This window comes from Streptomyces sp. VNUA24 (assembly GCF_029167005.1).
Lineage (GTDB): Bacteria > Actinomycetota > Actinomycetes > Streptomycetales > Streptomycetaceae > Streptomyces > Streptomyces scabiei.
The window spans coordinates 9,168,679-9,183,769 of sequence record NZ_CP119143.1; the positions used below are offsets into that span (position 1 = coordinate 9,168,679).

The following is a 15,091-nucleotide window of genomic DNA, read 5'->3' on the forward strand; positions in this document are numbered from 1 at the left end:
CGCTTCCCCGTGAACGGGCCGCGTGCGGGCGTCAGACCCAGGTCCCCCGGTCCTCAAGCACCTTGCGCAGCGTGTCGATGTGATCGGTCATGATGCCATCGACGCCCAGGTCCAGGAGCCGGTGCATACGTTGCGGTTCGTTCACGGTCCAGACGTGGACCTGCAGCCCGCGCGCGTGGGCGGCGCGCAGGAACCGGGGGTCGACCACGGGCACCCCCGCCTGCGCCTCGGGCACCTGCGCGGCGACCGCCGTGCGGCGCAGGGCGGCGGGCACTCCCCAGGACCGCAGCCGCAGGCCCAGGACGCCGCCGGTCCCGTACGAGGTGGCCAGGCGCGGTCCGGCGAGGCGCTGGGCGCGCGCGACCCGGGCCTCGGAGAAGGAGCCGACGCAGACGCGGTCGAAGGACCCGGTACGGGCGATCAGGTTGAGGAGCGGGTGGAGCGCGGACTCCGCCTTGAGGTCCACGTTCCAGCGGACCTCGGGGAACTCTTCGAGGAGGTCCTCGAAGAGGGGGACCGGCTCGACACCCGCCACGCGCGCCTGCCGTATCTCCTTCCACGGCAGCTCCGCTATCCGGCCCGCCCCGTCGGTCACCCGGTCCAGGGTCGCGTCGTGGAAGGCGACCAGTTTGCCGTCGAGGGTGGCGTGGACGTCGGTCTCGATGTAGCGGTAACCCGACTTCACCGCCTGCCGGAACTGGGCCGTGGTGTTCTCCAGACCGTCCGCGGCCCCGCCCCGGTGGGCGAAGGCGATCGGTCCGGGGTGGTCGAGATAGGGGTGGCGTACGCGGTCGGTCACTCGGGCAGTATGGCTCGCTTCGAAGGCCCGGTGGCAACGACCGTGCTGCCGGATTCCGAGGGGACGGCGAACAGGCGCAGGAACAGCTGGGCCAGCGGGCCGATGGAGACGGCGTAGAGGGCGGTGCCCACCCCGACCGTGCCGCCGAGGGCGAAGCCGGTCGCCAGCACCGCGATCTCCACGGCCGTCCGCATCAGCCGCACCGAGCGTCCCGTGCGGCGGTGCAGTCCCGTCATCAGCCCGTCGCGCGGGCCCGGACCGAACCGGGCCGCGATGTAGAGGCCGGTCGCCACGCCGTTGAGCACGATCCCCGCGACGAGGAGGGGAACCCGTACGGTCAGCGTGTGCGCCTCGGGCACCAGGGCCAGGGTGGCGTCCATCGCGATGCCGACCACGAAGACGTTGGAGACCGTGCCGAGGCCCGGGCGCTGGCGGAGCGGGATCCACAGCAGGAGCACCAGCGCGCCCACCACGATCGACACCACGCCGATGGTCAGGCCGGTCAGCTCCGCCAGACCCTGGTGCAGGACGTTCCACGGTTCCAGACCGAGGCCGGCCTCCACGAGGAGGGCGGAGCTGGCGCCGTACAGGGCGAGTCCGGTGTAGAGCTGGGTCAGCCGGCGGCCGAGGCGGCGGGGCGGTGGGCGGTGCCCCTGCGGGGCCCCCGGATCCGGGCGGGACGGCTGCGGATGCTCGTGCGGTGTGGCGGACAAGGCTTCCCCCTGGTGGTGCCGGTGGCCTGACGCATGACACTCTGTGGCTCGGAGAGTCATGCCATCCATGGCCAATTCGGGGAAGGTGGACTGGAATCATGGCGCAGTGGACCTCGGCGGTCGGAGCGGCACAGCTCGCGCGGCTGCTCACCTCGCAGCAGGAACGCCCCGCGGGCCCCGGCACCCGGCGCCCGCCCGCCTACCGGGCGCTGGCCGACGGGATCCGGCTGCTGGTGCTGGAGGGCCGCGTGCCGGTGGCCGCCCGGCTGCCCGCCGAACGGGAGCTGGCGCTGGCCCTCTCCGTCAGCCGTACGACCGTCGCGGCCGCCTATGAGGCGCTGCGCACCGAGGGGTTCCTGGAGTCCCGGCGGGGAGCGGGCAGCTGGACGGCCGTGCCGGCCGGGAAGCCGCTGCCCGCGCGCGGGCTGGAGCCGCTGCCGCCGGAGGCGCTCGGTTCCATGATCGACCTGGGCTGCGCGGCCCTGCCCGCCCCCGAGCCCTGGCTCACCCGCGCCGTGCAGGGCGCGCTGGAGGAGCTGCCGCCCTACGCCCACACGCACGGCGACTACCCGGCCGGACTGCCCGCGCTGCGCTCCATGCTCGCCGAGCGCTACACCGCGCGCGGCATCCCCACGATGCCTGAGCAGATCATGGTGACGACCGGCGCCATGGGCGCCATGGACGCCATCTGTCATCTCTTCGCGGGGCGCGGGGAGCGGATCGCGGTGGAGTCCCCCTCGTACGCCAACATCCTGCAGCTGATGCGGGAGGCGGGGGCGCGGCTGGTGCCGGTGGCCATGGCCGACGGGCTCGCGGGCTGGGACATGGACCGGTGGCGGCAGGTGCTGCGGGACGCGGCGCCCCGGCTCGCCTACGTCGTCGCCGACTTCCACAACCCGACCGGGGCGCTCGCCGGAGAGGACCGGAGGCGGGGGCTCGTCGACGCGGCGCGGGGTGCCGGGACGGTCCTCGTGGCGGACGAGACGATGAGCGAACTGTGGCTCGACGACGATGTGGAGATGCCCCGGCCCGTCTGCGCGTTCGACCCGGCGGGGTCCACGGTCATCACGGTCGGGTCGGCGAGCAAGGCGTTCTGGGCGGGGATGCGGATCGGGTGGGTGCGCGCCGCGCCGGACGTCATCCGGAGCCTGGTAGCGGCGCGGGCGTACGCGGACCTGGGGACGCCCGTGCTGGAGCAGCTGGCCGTGAACTGGCTGATGAGCACGGGTGGTTGGTCGCAGGCCGTGGGCATCCGGCGGGAGCAGGCGAGGGAGAACCGGGACGCGCTGGTGGCCGCCGTGCGCCGGGAGCTGCCGGACTGGGAGTTCTCGGAGCCGCGGGGTGGGCTGACCCTGTGGGTCCGTACCGGGGGCCTGTCGGGGTCGCGGCTCGCGGAGGTGGGCGAGCGGGTCGGTGTGCGGGTGCCGTCCGGGCCCCGGTTCGGCGTGGACGGGGCCTTCGAGGGGTATGTGCGGCTGCCGTTCACCGTGGGGGGAGCGGTGGCCGACGAGGCGGCCGTCCGGCTCGCCGCGGCGGCGCGGCTGGTGCGGGACGGCGCCTCGGGCGGGGGCGAGGGGCCGCGGACGTTCGTGGCCTGAGAGGCCGACTGGGCCGACGAAGCCGACGGGGCCTCAGGTCTCGGCCACCGCGGCCTTCGTGAGGGAGTCCGCCGGCGTCGTGCGCGCCGGGAGCAGGCCGAGGATCGTCCGGCGGAGCGCTTCGGGGGCGTCCTCGTCGTGGGGGTCGGGGGTGGCGGGCACCTGGAGACGGAGGGCGGGGGCGGTGCCGAGGCGGACGTAGCCGCGGCCCGGGGGGACGTCCGGGGTGGGGGTGGTCGGGGGCGCCGTGCCGAGGACCGACTCCGTCTGTTCGGGGGTGGCGGGGCCGAGCACCACGCGCGCGCGGGTGTTGCCGCGTACCGCGTCCGTCAGCGCGTCCAGGTGGTCGAACTGCTCGGTGATCACGACGGTGACGTCGACCGCGCGGCCGTGGCGCAGCGGGACCTGGAGGAGGGACTGCGGGTCGCGCCGGTCCTCGGCCGCGGCGAGGTGGGTCAGCACGCTCGGGCGGTCGAGGAGGAGCCAGAGGGGACGGCGGACGTCGTCGGGCGCGGGCTGTCCCGCCTGCCGGGCGCGGTTCGTGGCGATCAGCCGGCGTTCGGTCTCCTGGGCGACCCACTCCAGGCTCGCCAGGGCTCCGGACAGTCCGCTCTCCACGGCGAGGACGCCGTCGCGGCCCGTGAGCCAGGCGTACTCGCCGCTGCCGCCGCCCTCGACGATCACGACGTCGCCGTGCTGCAGGGCCTGGAGGGCGACGGCACGCAGCAGGGTCGTCGTGCCGCTGCCCGGTCCGCCCACGGCCAGCAGGTGCGGTTCCGTGGAACCCGGGCCGGTGCGCCAGACGACCGGTGGCACGTCGCGCTGCTCCTCGCCGCAGGTCAGGGGAAGGGTGCGCTGGACGTGGACGGCGTCGGTGAAGCCGAGGACCGTCTCGCCCGGGGCGGTGACGAAGCGCTGGGCGCCGATGTCGCGGGCGAGCGGGGGCAGCACGGCGACGGTGAGTTCGTTGCCCTCCTCGTCCCAGGTGAAGCGGTACTCACGGCCGCGGCCGGCCTTGGCGTGCAGCAGCTGTTCGATGCGCGCGCGGGCCTCCGGCTCGCCGTCGGTGAAGTAGGCGGGGTACCGGACCAGCAGATGGCAGATGCGGCCGGTGCCGTCGAAGGCGTAGGCGGGGAAGGCGTCCTCCCAGGCGCCCCCGTGCGTGTAGAGGGGCGCGGGGTCCTCGGCGGCCGAGAAGTAGGGGACCAGGGCGTCGTACAGCGCCCGCAGTCGCTGGGTCTGCGACTCGTCCGGGCCGGTGGGCTCCGGGACGGCGCCGGCCCTGCCCGCCCAGGCTGCCGCCGCCATCAGGGTGATGACGGCGAGCAGCGGGCCGTACGGCACCAGGGTCACGACCAGGACGACCGAGGCCACCAGGAACAGCAGTGACCCGCGGCGGTCCTTCGGGGTCTCGGCCCATCTGAGCCGCCCGGCGGCGACCAGCCGGCGCAGTCCACGCGTGATCGTGATCAGCGGGTGGAGGACGTCGGTGGCGCCGTCGGCGGCCGTGCGGGCCAGCTCCCGGCTCCTGGCGAGGTGCGCGCCGCCGCTGCTGAGGATGCGGGGGAGGGGGACCCGGGCCACGGCTGTCTCCTGGGGGTGCGTACGGATGGGGACGGGGTCAGAACTTGATCCCGCCGAGGAGGCTCGCGAGGCTCTCGCCGCCCGCTGTGATGCTCGGGGCGATGCCCGTGCTGGCGAGGTAGAACCCGAAGAGGGTGACGACGATGCAGTGCGACGCCTTCAGGCCGTCCTTGCGGAAGAACAGGAAGACGATGACGCCGAGCAGGACGACGCCTGAGATGTTCAGGATCATGTGGGTTCTCCTGGTTGGTGGGGACAGTCACCATGAGTTCTTCCAGGGTCACAGCATGTATCCATACGATAAAAGGTGCAAAAGGGTGAAATTCTGAGGATTTCGCCCGCATGGCGGAATTCACGCTGGTCCGTCCGGGCTGGGCTGTTGCGCGGGACGGGACTCGGTGTGATCTTTGCCTCGGCTCGGTCCGCTCATGTGCGCGGGGAGCCAGTACTCTGGCGATTCACCCGTTCGGCTCGAGGCGTGTTGTGTGAGAGGTGGTCCCGGCGATGAGCGAAGCCCCCGACCCGGAGGTCGTGGAGCTGGCGACCAGGATCTTCGATCTGGCCCGCAGGGGCGAGACCGAGGCGCTCGTGGAGTACGTCGACGCGGGGGTTCCGGCCGATCTGACCAACGACCGGGGCGACTCGCTCGTGATGCTCGCCGCCTACCACGGTCACGCCGACGCGGTACGGGCCCTCCTGGCTCGCGGCGGTCGGGCCGACCGCGTCAACGACCGCGGTCAGACCCCCCTCGCCGGGGCGGTTTTCAAGGGTGAGGAGGAGGTCGTCCGGGTGCTTCTGGAGGGCGGGGCGGACCCTGCCGCGGGCACGCCGAACGCGAGGGACACCGCACGTATGTTCGGTAAGACAGAACTGCTCGAACTGTTCGCAGCACACTGATCCACATGTTCTGACCAGGTAGAACACGAAAGACGGGGGAGGCGGTACGGGGCCGCCGGATATTTCGGTCGCGGCAGCGAGAACCGCCGGGTCATCATGACGTCGTGATTCACGGACATGATGGCTGGGCAGGTGTTGCCGCACCGCGTGGGCCGTGACGCGGCCCGCATGGGCCACCGACGAGAGGCAGAGGAAGATGGTCTACAGCAAGCAAGAGACGGCGGGCGCACCGACGTGTTGTCACGCGGCCAGGTAAAGCGGAATCCCCGGTTGCGTCGACGCTTGATGTGAGGCTGTTTCCCATGTTCGAACCGGTCATAGCGCCCAGCGGTACGCTGCTCGGCCTGCTGCAGCGGGGCCGCGGCGACGGCACCCTGCACGCGCTCACCGCCCCGCGGGCCGAGGCGCTCGCGGCACTGAACCACTGTGTGCTGAGCGACCCCCGCCACGACTGGCAGGTGGAGAACCGCTCCCTGTACTACGCCCGTCTCTACCTCGACCTCAGCGGTGAGCTGGACGAGATCGAGCGGCACCTCTTCGACGCCGAGGACGTGCTCGACACCGACGAGTCACGCACCGGCCTGGCCCTCGCGGTCCTCGGCCACCTCGCCTCGTACGGCAGGCGGGACGCGCTGCACCTGTTGCGCCGATACGCCGCCGTGGGCACCAGCTGGGCCTGGGCCCTCGACGAACTGGCCCTCAGGGACGACGACGAAGGGCTGCGCGCCCTCGCCGAACCCGTGCTGGCCCGCTTCACCACCGACCCCGAGGGCGAGGCCGAACTGGCCGCCACCGTCCGCGACGCCTTCGAGCCCCGGCCCTGGCGGCTGTGGGCCGACGATCCCCGGGAGGCGGTCGCCACCCGCGTGCGCGCCGCCCAGGAGACCGGCTGCTTCGACCGCTGGCAACGGCAGATGCGGCCGAGCGGCCCCCGGCCGGGGTGGAGCGTCAAGGCCGTGTTCGAGTGGGCCCAGCAGGGCATCGAACGCGGGGCCGTCCTCCATGTGCCGGCCGCCCGGTGCCTCACGGCCGTCGCCGGCCCCGAGGACCGGCCCGAGATCCTCCTCGCGGCCCGCTCCGGTGACGACGGGGCCCGCTGCACCGCCCTGCGCTACCTCGCCGACGGCAACGATCCCGACGCCCTCGACCTGATCGAGGGCGCCGTGACCGACGGGACGACGACGGTCGTGGAGGCCGCCGTCGACGCCTTCGAACGGATGCGCAGTCTGGCCGCCGTCGACCGGGCCCGCGGCTGGGTGCACCGGCCCGACCCGCTGGGCGCCGCCGCCGGACGCATGCTCGCCTGCCTCGGCGGGGCCAAGGACAGCGACCTGGTGCTCGGCGCGCTGCGCGAGGCCGTCCGGGGCGAAGGGCCCGACGCGCCGACCCTGTGGACCCTCGTCGACGGCACCGGCCGCCTCGGCATCGCCTGCGCCGCGCCCGTCCTGCGCCATATCTACCGCGAGACCGCCTCCTCCCATCTCCGCGGCCGCGCCGCCCGTGCCCTCGCCGCCACCGACCCCTCCTTCGCGGCCGGGTTCGCCGTCGAATGCCTCTGGGACTGCGAGGAGACCACCCGCGAGATCGCCGCCCGGCACGCCGAGACCGGGGACACCCGCGTCGTCGACCAGCTCCGCCGGCTCGCCGCCGACCCGGCCGAGGAGGACGACGTCCAGACCGCCGTACGCAGCCGGATCGGCCCCGACATGCCCGCGGTGTGAACACCCGGCGACCCGGAGGCCAGGAGGGCATGGACACGGCCTGACCCGGACGGGTGCGCAGCGCAACGCTCATGGGACGTTCCCCGCCCGGAAAGATCGACGTTGACGCGGCCACGTCCGGTACGACGACAACACCGGTATGCGTGTCGTCATCGTGACCGAGTCCTTTCCCCCCGATGTGAACGGCGTGGCCCACTGCGCCCTGCAGACCGCGCGGCACCTCGTCGCGCGGGGGCACTCCCCGCTCGTCGTGGCCCCGGCCACCGCCCAGGGAACCGGGGCCGGAGCCGACCTCCTGGCACCGTGCCCCGTCGTCCGTGTCCCCTCCCTCCCGCTCCCGGGCTACCCCCAGGTCCGCGTCGCCCTGCCCAGCCGCAGGGTCGCCGCGGCGATCGTCGGACACCGGGCCGACATCGTCCACCTGGCCAGCCCCTTCGTCCTCGGCGTGCGGGGCATGGCGGCCGCCGCCCGCCTCGGTGTCCCCGCCGTCGCGATCTACCAGACCGACCTCGCCGGATACGCCCGCACCTACGTCCACGCCGGTGAGGCGGCGGCCTGGCGGCGCATCCGTGCCGTGCACGCCGCCGCCGACCGCACCCTCGCCCCGTCCACCGCGGCCCTGCGCGACCTCCGGACGCACGGCGTGCCCCGGGTCAGCCTGTGGCCGCGCGGGGTGGACACCGACCGGTTCCGCCCCCGGCTGCGCGACCAGGCCCTGCGCCGGGCCCTGGCGCCGGGCGGCGAGCCGATCGTCGGCTACGTCGGCCGACTCGCCCCCGAGAAGCAGATCGAGCTGCTCGCCGGAGTGTGCGCCCGGGGCGACGTGAAGGTCGTGATCGTGGGCGACGGGCCCAGCGAACCGGGCCTGCGCGCGGCCCTGCCGGGTGCCGTCTTCCTCGGCCGCCGCACCGGCGACGAACTCGCCCGGATCTTCGCCTCGCTGGACGTCTTCGTGCACACCGGCCCCTACGAGACCTTCTGCCAGACCGTGCAGGAGGCCATGGCCTCCGGAGTCCCCGTGGTGGCACCGGCCGCAGGGGGCCCACTGGACCTCGTCGACCACGGGCGCACCGGGCTCCTTGTCCCGCCCCGCGACGGAGCCGCCGTACGCGACGCCGTGCTGTCCCTGGCCGCCGACCCGGAGCTGCGGGCACGGTACGGGGCCGCCGGGCGGGCCATGGTCGAGGGGCGCACCTGGGCGGCCGTCGGCGACCGGCTCATCGAGCACTACACCGACGTGCTCGCGACCCGGACGGCGGTGGCCGCGTGAGCGGGGACCGCACCGGCGGGCTGCGGATCGTACGGCTCGCCAACTTCGTGGCGCCCTCCTCGGGCGGTCTGCGCACCGCGCTGCGGGAGCTGGGCACGGGGTACGAGGCCGCAGGGCACGAGGCCGTCCTCGTCGTGCCCGGCGAGCGGTACACCGACGACGCCACCGAGCAGGGACGGGTGATCACCCTGCCCGGGCCGCTGCTGCCGGGGACCGGCGGCTACCGCGTCCTCCTGGACAAGCGGCGGGTCGCGGGTCTGCTGGAGTCGCTGGCGCCCGACCGGCTGGAGGTCTCCGACCGGACCACCCTGCGCTGGACCGGGGCGTGGGCCCGGCGGGCCAGGGTGCGCGCGGTGATGGTCTCGCACGAGAGCGCCGACGGTGTGCTGCGGACCTGGGGCCTGTCCGGGCGGACGGCCCGCCGGGCCTCCGACGCCCTCAACGTCCGCACGGCCCACACCTACGCGCGGGTGGTGTGCACCACCGAGTTCGCCGAACGGGAGTTCGTACGGATCGGGGCCCGGAACGTCGTCCGGGCACCCCTGGGCGTCGACCTCGCGGGACGGCACCCGGCCCTGCGGGACCCCGTGCTGCGCGGGCGGTACGCGCGCGAGGACGACCTCCTGCTCGTGATGTGCTCCCGGCTGTCCGTCGAGAAGCGGCCCGGCACGGCCGTCGACACCCTGGAGGCGCTGCTGCGGCGCGGACGGCGGGCCGTGCTCGTCGTCGCCGGCGACGGGCCGCTGCGCGACCGGCTCCGACAGCGGGCGAAGGGGCTGCCGGTGACCTTCCTGGGGCACGTCGGCGACCGCGCCGCGCTGGGCGCCCTCCAGGCAAGTGCCGACGTGGCCCTGGCCCCCGGCCCCGCCGAGACGTTCGGGCTGGCCGCGCTGGAGGCGATGGCCTGCGGCACACCCGTGGTGGCCAGCGCGTCCTCCGCGCTGCCCGAGGTGATCGGCTCCGCCGGGGCAGCGGCGGCGGACCGCGGCGAGGCGTTCGCCGACGCCGTCGAGGAACTGCTCGACCGGCCCGAGGGCGACCGCAGGGCCGCGGCACGCGCGCGGGCCGAGTGCTTCGGCTGGCGGACCGCGGTGGACGCGTTCCTCGCCGCGCACGACGCCACCGCCCCGCGCCCGGTGCGGGAGGGCGTCGGATGACGGCCCGACGGTTCGTGGCCCTCGGCGACTCCCTCACCGAGGGCGTGGGCGACCCCGTGGCGGGCGGCCGGCGGGGCTGGGCGGCGCTGCTCGCCGACGGGCTCGGCCCCGGGACGCGGTTCACCAACCTGGCCGTCAGCGGCTCCCAGACCCGTGACGTACGCGACCGGCAGCTGGCCGCCGCGCTCGCCCTGCGCCCGGACATCGCCTCCGTCGTCGTCGGCGTCAACGACACCCTGCGCTGCACCTTCGACATCCACGCGGTCGCCGCCCGCCTCGACGAGATCTACGGGGCCTTCCGGGAGCGGGAAACGGTGCTGCTCACCGCGTGCCTGCCCGACCCCGGGACGATGCTCGGCCTGCCCCGGGCGCTCGCCAGGCCCCTCGCCCGGCGGCAACGGGCCGTCAACACCGTCGTCCACGCCCTGTCGGCACGGCACGGGGCGGTCCACCTGCACGCCTCGGAGGGCGCCTGGCTGACGGACCGCGCGCTGTGGAGCGCGGACCGGCTGCACCCCGGCGAGCGGGGGCACCGGCAGTTCGCCCTGCGCTTCCACGCCCTGCTGGCGGAGGCCGGGATCGCGACCGGTCCCGCCCCGTCCGCCGAGCCCGGCCTCCCGGCACCCACCCGCGCCGCCGGTCTGAGGTGGCTGGCCACGGCGGGAACGGCCTGGGTGGCCCGGCGCTGCACCGACCTCCTGCCGCAGCTCCTCGCCCTGGCCGCCGCCGAGGTGCGGCACGAGGCCCGGGGCACCAGCGCCCGCCTGGACCTGTCGGCCTCCCACGCGGTGGCGGCGGCCCTGGCCGCGCTGGCCGTCCCCGACCAGCGGCCGGAGCCGGCCTGAGCGGGTCCCGGCGGACCGGTCAGCGGCGGTGCCGTACGGCGACGAACCGCACCGGGGTGCCGGGCGTGGCCTGGGCCGCGGCGGGCAGGTCCGCCGGGGCGGCCACCGCGATCACCGGGTAGCCCCCGGTGGTCGGGTGGTCGGCGAGGAAGACGACCGGCCGGCCGTCCGGCGGTACCTGGACCGCGCCCAGCACCATGCCCTCGCTGGGCAGTTCGCCCTCCCGGAGGCGCTCCAGAGCGGGCCCCTCCGTCCGCAGCCCGATGCGGTTGCTCGCCGACGAGACGGCGTAGGGGCGCCCGGTGAGGGTGCGCAGGGCCGCGTCGGTGAACCAGTCCTCGCGCGGACCCGGGGTCACGCGCAGCACGAGTTCGCGGGGCGGCGCCGGGTGCGGAACGACGTCCACGTGCGCGTACGGGCCGGCCCGGTGGCCCAGCGGCAGCACCGTGCCGTCCGTCAGCGGCGGCGGGCCGAGCCCCGACAGCAGGTCCGTGGAGCGGCTGCCGAGGACCGGCTCCACGCGCACGCCGCCGGAGACGGCGAGATAGCTGCGTACGCCGCTGCGGGCCCTGCCGATGTCGAGGAGTGCCCCGCCGGGCACCCGTACCGGCGCTCCCCACGGGGCCGGACGGCCGTCCAGGGTGACCGGGCAGGGGGCTCCCGTGACGGCCATCACGACCGCCGAGCGGGGGCGCACGGAGCAGCCGTCGAGCGTGGTCTCCAGCACGGCGGCTCCCGGGGGGTTGCCCACCAGCCGCCCGGCCAGCTCGGCCGCGGGCGCGTCGAGCGCCCCCGAGCGCGGTACGCCGAGGTGCGCCAGGCCGGGGCGGCCCCGGTCCTGGACGGTGGTCAGCGCGCCGGCCCGGACCACGACGAGGGCGTCGTCCGTCACGGCGCCCCCTCGGGTGTGAACCGCACCCGGGTGCCCGGCGCCAGCAGCGCGGCCGGTACGCGCGCGGTGTCCCACAGCACCGCGTCGGTCGTCCCGATCAGCTGCCAGCCGCCGGGAGAGGCGCGCGGGTACACGCCGGTGTACGGCCCGGCCAGCGCGACCGACCCCGCCGGGACCGCCGTGCGCGGAGTGGCCCGGCGCGGGACCTCGCGGGGGAGCCCGGTGAGATAGCCGAAGCCGGGGGCGAAGCCGCAGAAGGCCACGCGGTACTCGGCCGCCGCGTGGATGCGGGCCACCTCGGCGGCGCCGACCCCCCAGTGGGCGGCGACGTCCGGCAGGTCGGGACCGTCGTACCGCACCCGGATCTCGACGACGTCCTCCGTCCGCGGGGGGACGGGCGGAATGTCCCAGGAGGCGAGGCGTCCGGCCAGCAGCGCAGGGTCGTCGAGGCCGTCCAGCAGGACCGTACGGGCGGCCGGGACGATCTCCGCCGCCGCCAGGTCGCCGCTCGCGCGGCGGCGCAGCAGTTCGGCGTGGAGCGCCGCCGCCTCCTCGCCCGTGCCCACCTCGATCAGCAGGGCGTGGTCGCCGACCGGGAGCACTCTCATACGAACGCCTCCACCCGCACCCCGGCCGCCGTCAGTTCGGCCCGCACCCGCCGGGCCAGGTCCACCGCGCCCGGTGTGTCGCCGTGCAGGCACAGGGAGCGGGCCCGGACGGCGATGCGCGCCCCGGAGTGCGCGGTGACCGTGCCGTCGCCGGCGATGCTCACCGAGCGGGCCACCACCGCGTCGGCGTCCGCGATCACGGCGCCCTCCCGGCCGCGCGGCACCAGGGTGCCCAGGTCGGTGTAGGCGCGGTCGGCGAACGCCTCGGTGACGGCGGGCAGCCCCGCCGCCTCGGCCAGCGCGAGGAGACGCGAGCCGGGCAGACCGAGGACGGGCAGCGTGGCGTCGGCGAGGAGCACCCCGTCGACCACCGCCGTCGCCTGCTCCTCGTCGCTCACCACCCGGTTGTAGAGCGCGCCGTGCGGCTTCACGTACGCCACGCGCGTGCCCGCCGCGCGGGCGAATACCTCCAGGGCGCCGATCTGGTAGGCCACCTCGGCCGCCAGTTCGGCGGGCGGCACGTCCATCGCGCGCCGCCCGAAGCCCGCCAGGTCCCGGTACGAGACCTGGGCCCCGACCCGTACGCCGCGCTCGGCCGCCAGCGCGCAGACCCGCCGCATGGTGGCCGCGTCCCCGGCGTGGAAACCGCAGGCCACATTGGCGCTGGTGACGACGGACAGCAGCCGTTCGTCGTCGGTCAGCGTCCAGCGGCCGAAGCCCTCGCCGAGGTCGGCGTTGAGGTCGATGGAGCTCATGGGTGCCATTCTCCTGCCTGTTCGTCCGAGGACGCGGTGTTCGTCAGAGGACGCGGTACTGCTCGTCGCGGGCGTCGGTCAGGAACATCCGGCCCGGTGCGTGGGTGATCGCGAAGGGCGGGCGCGAGGCCGTCACCGCGGCCTGCGGTGTCACCCCGCAAGCCCAGAAGACCGGGATGTCGTCCGGCTCCGTCTCCACCGGGTCGCCGAAGTCGGGGCGCGAGAGATCCGCGATGCCGAGGCCCGCCGGATCGCCGCAGTGCACCGGGCCGCCGTGCACGGCCGGCAGCAGGCTGGTCTCCCGGATCACGGTGGCCAGGTGCTCGGGCGGCACCGGACGCATCGACACCACCATCGGGCCGCGCAGCCGCCCGGCGGGCCGGCACGGGCGGTCGGTGACGTACATGGAGACGTTGCGGCCCTGCTCGATGTGGCGCATCGGCACACCCGCCCCGCTCAGCGCCGACTCGAAGGTGAAGCTGCAGCCGATCAGGAACGACACCAGGTCCTCCCGCCAGACGTCGACCACGTCCGTCGGCTCCGCCACCAGTTCGCCGTGCTCCCACACCCGGTAACGCGGCAGGTCGGTGCGCAGGTCCGCGCCCGTGGCGAGCGGCGTCCGCCACGCCCCGGCGTCCGTCACGTCGAGCACGGGACACGGCTTGGGGTTGCGCTGGCAGAACAGCAGCATGTCGTAGGCCCAGTCGGCGGGCACCGAGATCAGGTTCGCCTGGGTGTGGCCGGCGGCGACTCCGGCGGTGGGGCCGGTGACCCCCGAACGGAACACCGCGCGTGCCTTCTCGGGGGTCCACGCGTGCGCGTGCGGATCGACGGAGGCCAAGGGCACGTTGTGCGGGGCGGGCGCCGCCGGGCGGGCCCCGGGGTGGCCCTCGGTCGTCACGGGGTTCACACGAGTTCCTTTCCGCGGGTCTCCGGGAGGCCGAGCAGAGCCAGGGCCGCCAGGCCGTAGCCGAGCGCGCCGAAGACCAGCGCGCCGCCCACGCCCCAGCTGTCGGCGAGGAAGCCCACGGTGGTGGGGAACACGGCTCCCACGGCCCGGCCGGTGTTGTAGGTGAAGCCCTGCCCGGTGCCCCGGACGGCCGACGGGTACAGCTCGCTGAGGTACGAGCCGAAGCCGCTGAAGATCGCCGACATGCAGAACCCCAGGGGGAAGCCGAGCACCAGCAGCAGGGTGCCGGCGCCGCTCGGGATGTTCGCGTACGCCAGGATGCACAGCGCCGAGAGCACGGCGAACAGCCAGATGTTCCGTCGGCGGCCCAGCAGGTCGGTGAGATAGCCGCCGGTGAGATAGCCGATGAAGGCGCCGGATATCAGGAACGCGAGGTAGCCGCCGGTGCCGACGACCGACAGACCCCGCTCCGTCTTCAGATACGTGGGCACCCAGGTCGCCAGCGTGTAGTAGCCGCCCTGGACGCCCGTGGAGAGCAGTACCGCGAAGACCGTGGTGCGCAGCAGACCGGGCGAGGCGGCCGTGCCCCGCCGGAAGATCACGGCGAACGAGCCCTTCTCGGTGCTCCTCTCCCGCGCGGCGGCGGCCTGCGGGGCGTCCTGGACCGACCGGCGCACCCAGATCACGAGCAGCGCGGGCAGGGCGCCGGTCCAGAACATCACGCGCCAGGCCAGGTCGTCGTCGAGGAGAGAGAAGACCGCCGTGTAGACGATCACGGCCAGCCCCCAGCCGACCGCCCAGGAGCTCTGGATCGCGCCGAGCGTGCGCCCCCGGTGCTTCGCGCTCGCGTACTCGGCGACCAGGATCGCCCCGACCGCCCACTCACCGCCGAAGCCGAGCCCCTGGAGGGCGCGGAAGACCAGCAGCGTCTCGTAGTTCGGGGCGAAGCCGCAGGCCACGGTGAACACGGCGTACGTGATCACGGTGATCATCAGCGCCTTCACCCGGCCGATCCGGTCCGCGAGCACACCCGCGGCGGCGCCGCCGATCGCCGAGACGACCAGGGTGACCGTGGTGAACAGCCCGGTCTGGCCGTTGTCGAGGCCGAAGTAGGCCGTGAGCGCGACCATGCTCAGCGGCAGCGTGAAGTAGTCGTAGGAGTCGAGGGCGTAGCCGCCGAACGCGCCGCCGAAGGCGCGGCGGCCCCGCGGGCCGAGGGCGCGCAGCCAGCCGAACGCGCCGTCGTCGGAGGCCGGCCGGGCCGGATCGGGCCTGGTCGGAGTGGTCGGGACCTGGGAGGGAGGGGGCGTACTCATGGGCACCTCGCGGTGAGGGGGAGAGT

15 protein-coding genes are annotated in these 15,091 nt (G+C 74.8%); 6 read left to right on the forward strand and 9 right to left on the reverse strand.

Going from position 1 to position 15,091, the window contains the following annotated elements; translation table 11 throughout:
* Positions 1 to 31 precede the first annotated feature (31 nt).
* Positions 32 to 799 (reverse strand): glycerophosphodiester phosphodiesterase, encoded by a 768-nt coding sequence (locus PYR72_RS39475; RefSeq protein WP_275459731.1) that lies wholly within the window; start codon positions 797 to 799, stop codon positions 32 to 34.
* Entirely contained in the window at positions 796 to 1,512 is a 717-nt protein-coding gene (locus PYR72_RS39480) for a hypothetical protein (RefSeq protein WP_275459732.1), read from the reverse strand. Before PYR72_RS39480 ends, PYR72_RS39475 begins: the two co-directional genes overlap by 4 nt.
* A gap of 98 nt (positions 1,513 to 1,610) precedes the next feature.
* On the opposite strand from PYR72_RS39480, the gene PYR72_RS39485 reads away from it, so the two are divergent.
* Positions 1,611 to 3,110 carry a PLP-dependent aminotransferase family protein gene (locus PYR72_RS39485; protein ID WP_059083317.1) on the forward strand — a complete coding sequence of 500 codons (1,500 nt, stop codon included), beginning with the start codon at positions 1,611 to 1,613 and terminating at the stop codon, positions 3,108 to 3,110.
* A 33-nt stretch (positions 3,111 to 3,143) separates the two neighbouring features.
* Here PYR72_RS39485 and PYR72_RS39490 read toward each other — a convergent pair whose 3' ends face one another.
* Positions 3,144 to 4,694, reverse strand: coding sequence for a hypothetical protein (locus PYR72_RS39490; RefSeq protein ID WP_275459733.1), 1,551 nt, complete (start codon positions 4,692 to 4,694; stop codon positions 3,144 to 3,146).
* A 37-nt stretch (positions 4,695 to 4,731) separates the two neighbouring features.
* Entirely contained in the window at positions 4,732 to 4,926 is a 195-nt protein-coding gene (locus PYR72_RS39495) for a hypothetical protein (protein ID WP_005485586.1), read from the reverse strand.
* 272 nt (positions 4,927 to 5,198) lie between these two features.
* Between PYR72_RS39495 and PYR72_RS39500 the strand changes: the two genes are divergently transcribed.
* The 5 genes from PYR72_RS39500 to PYR72_RS39520 all read left to right on the forward strand — a co-directional run bounded on the left by PYR72_RS39500 (position 5,199) and on the right by PYR72_RS39520 (position 10,584).
* Positions 5,199 to 5,591 carry an ankyrin repeat domain-containing protein gene (locus PYR72_RS39500; protein ID WP_275459734.1) on the forward strand — a complete coding sequence of 131 codons (393 nt, stop codon included), beginning with the start codon at positions 5,199 to 5,201 and terminating at the stop codon, positions 5,589 to 5,591.
* A 302-nt stretch (positions 5,592 to 5,893) separates the two neighbouring features.
* Complete coding sequence (locus PYR72_RS39505) at positions 5,894 to 7,312, forward strand: HEAT repeat domain-containing protein (protein ID WP_275459735.1); 1,419 nt, start codon at positions 5,894 to 5,896, stop codon at positions 7,310 to 7,312.
* A 139-nt stretch (positions 7,313 to 7,451) separates the two neighbouring features.
* Positions 7,452 to 8,582, forward strand: coding sequence for a glycosyltransferase family 1 protein (locus PYR72_RS39510; RefSeq protein WP_275459736.1), 1,131 nt, complete (start codon positions 7,452 to 7,454; stop codon positions 8,580 to 8,582).
* Positions 8,579 to 9,739 carry a glycosyltransferase gene (locus tag PYR72_RS39515; protein ID WP_275459737.1) on the forward strand — a complete coding sequence of 387 codons (1,161 nt, stop codon included), beginning with the start codon at positions 8,579 to 8,581 and terminating at the stop codon, positions 9,737 to 9,739. The genes PYR72_RS39510 and PYR72_RS39515 overlap by 4 nt, the downstream gene beginning before the upstream one ends.
* A complete protein-coding gene (locus PYR72_RS39520) occupies positions 9,736 to 10,584 on the forward strand; it encodes an SGNH/GDSL hydrolase family protein (protein WP_275459738.1) in 849 nt (282 codons plus the stop codon). Before PYR72_RS39515 ends, PYR72_RS39520 begins: the two co-directional genes overlap by 4 nt.
* Before the next feature lie 19 nt (positions 10,585 to 10,603).
* On the opposite strand, the gene PYR72_RS39525 is transcribed toward PYR72_RS39520, so the two are convergent.
* Genes PYR72_RS39525 through PYR72_RS39545 form a run of 5 tightly spaced genes read right to left on the reverse strand, consistent with a single transcriptional unit; the run spans position 10,604 to position 15,065 of the window.
* Entirely contained in the window at positions 10,604 to 11,476 is an 873-nt protein-coding gene (locus tag PYR72_RS39525; protein WP_275459739.1) for a biotin-dependent carboxyltransferase family protein, read from the reverse strand.
* Positions 11,473 to 12,084 carry an allophanate hydrolase subunit 1 gene (locus PYR72_RS39530; RefSeq protein WP_275459740.1) on the reverse strand — a complete coding sequence of 204 codons (612 nt, stop codon included), beginning with the start codon at positions 12,082 to 12,084 and terminating at the stop codon, positions 11,473 to 11,475. Before PYR72_RS39530 ends, PYR72_RS39525 begins: the two co-directional genes overlap by 4 nt.
* Complete coding sequence (locus PYR72_RS39535; RefSeq protein ID WP_275459741.1) at positions 12,081 to 12,839, reverse strand: 5-oxoprolinase subunit PxpA; 759 nt, start codon at positions 12,837 to 12,839, stop codon at positions 12,081 to 12,083. The genes PYR72_RS39530 and PYR72_RS39535 overlap by 4 nt, the downstream gene beginning before the upstream one ends.
* A gap of 43 nt (positions 12,840 to 12,882) precedes the next feature.
* Positions 12,883 to 13,749 (reverse strand): putative hydro-lyase, encoded by an 867-nt coding sequence (locus PYR72_RS39540; RefSeq protein WP_275459742.1) that lies wholly within the window; start codon positions 13,747 to 13,749, stop codon positions 12,883 to 12,885.
* Positions 13,746 to 15,065: an MFS transporter gene (locus PYR72_RS39545; RefSeq protein WP_275459743.1), complete on the reverse strand. Its 1,320-nt coding sequence runs from the start codon at positions 15,063 to 15,065 to the stop codon at positions 13,746 to 13,748. The genes PYR72_RS39540 and PYR72_RS39545 overlap by 4 nt, the downstream gene beginning before the upstream one ends.
* Positions 15,066 to 15,091: the final 26 nt, after the last annotated feature.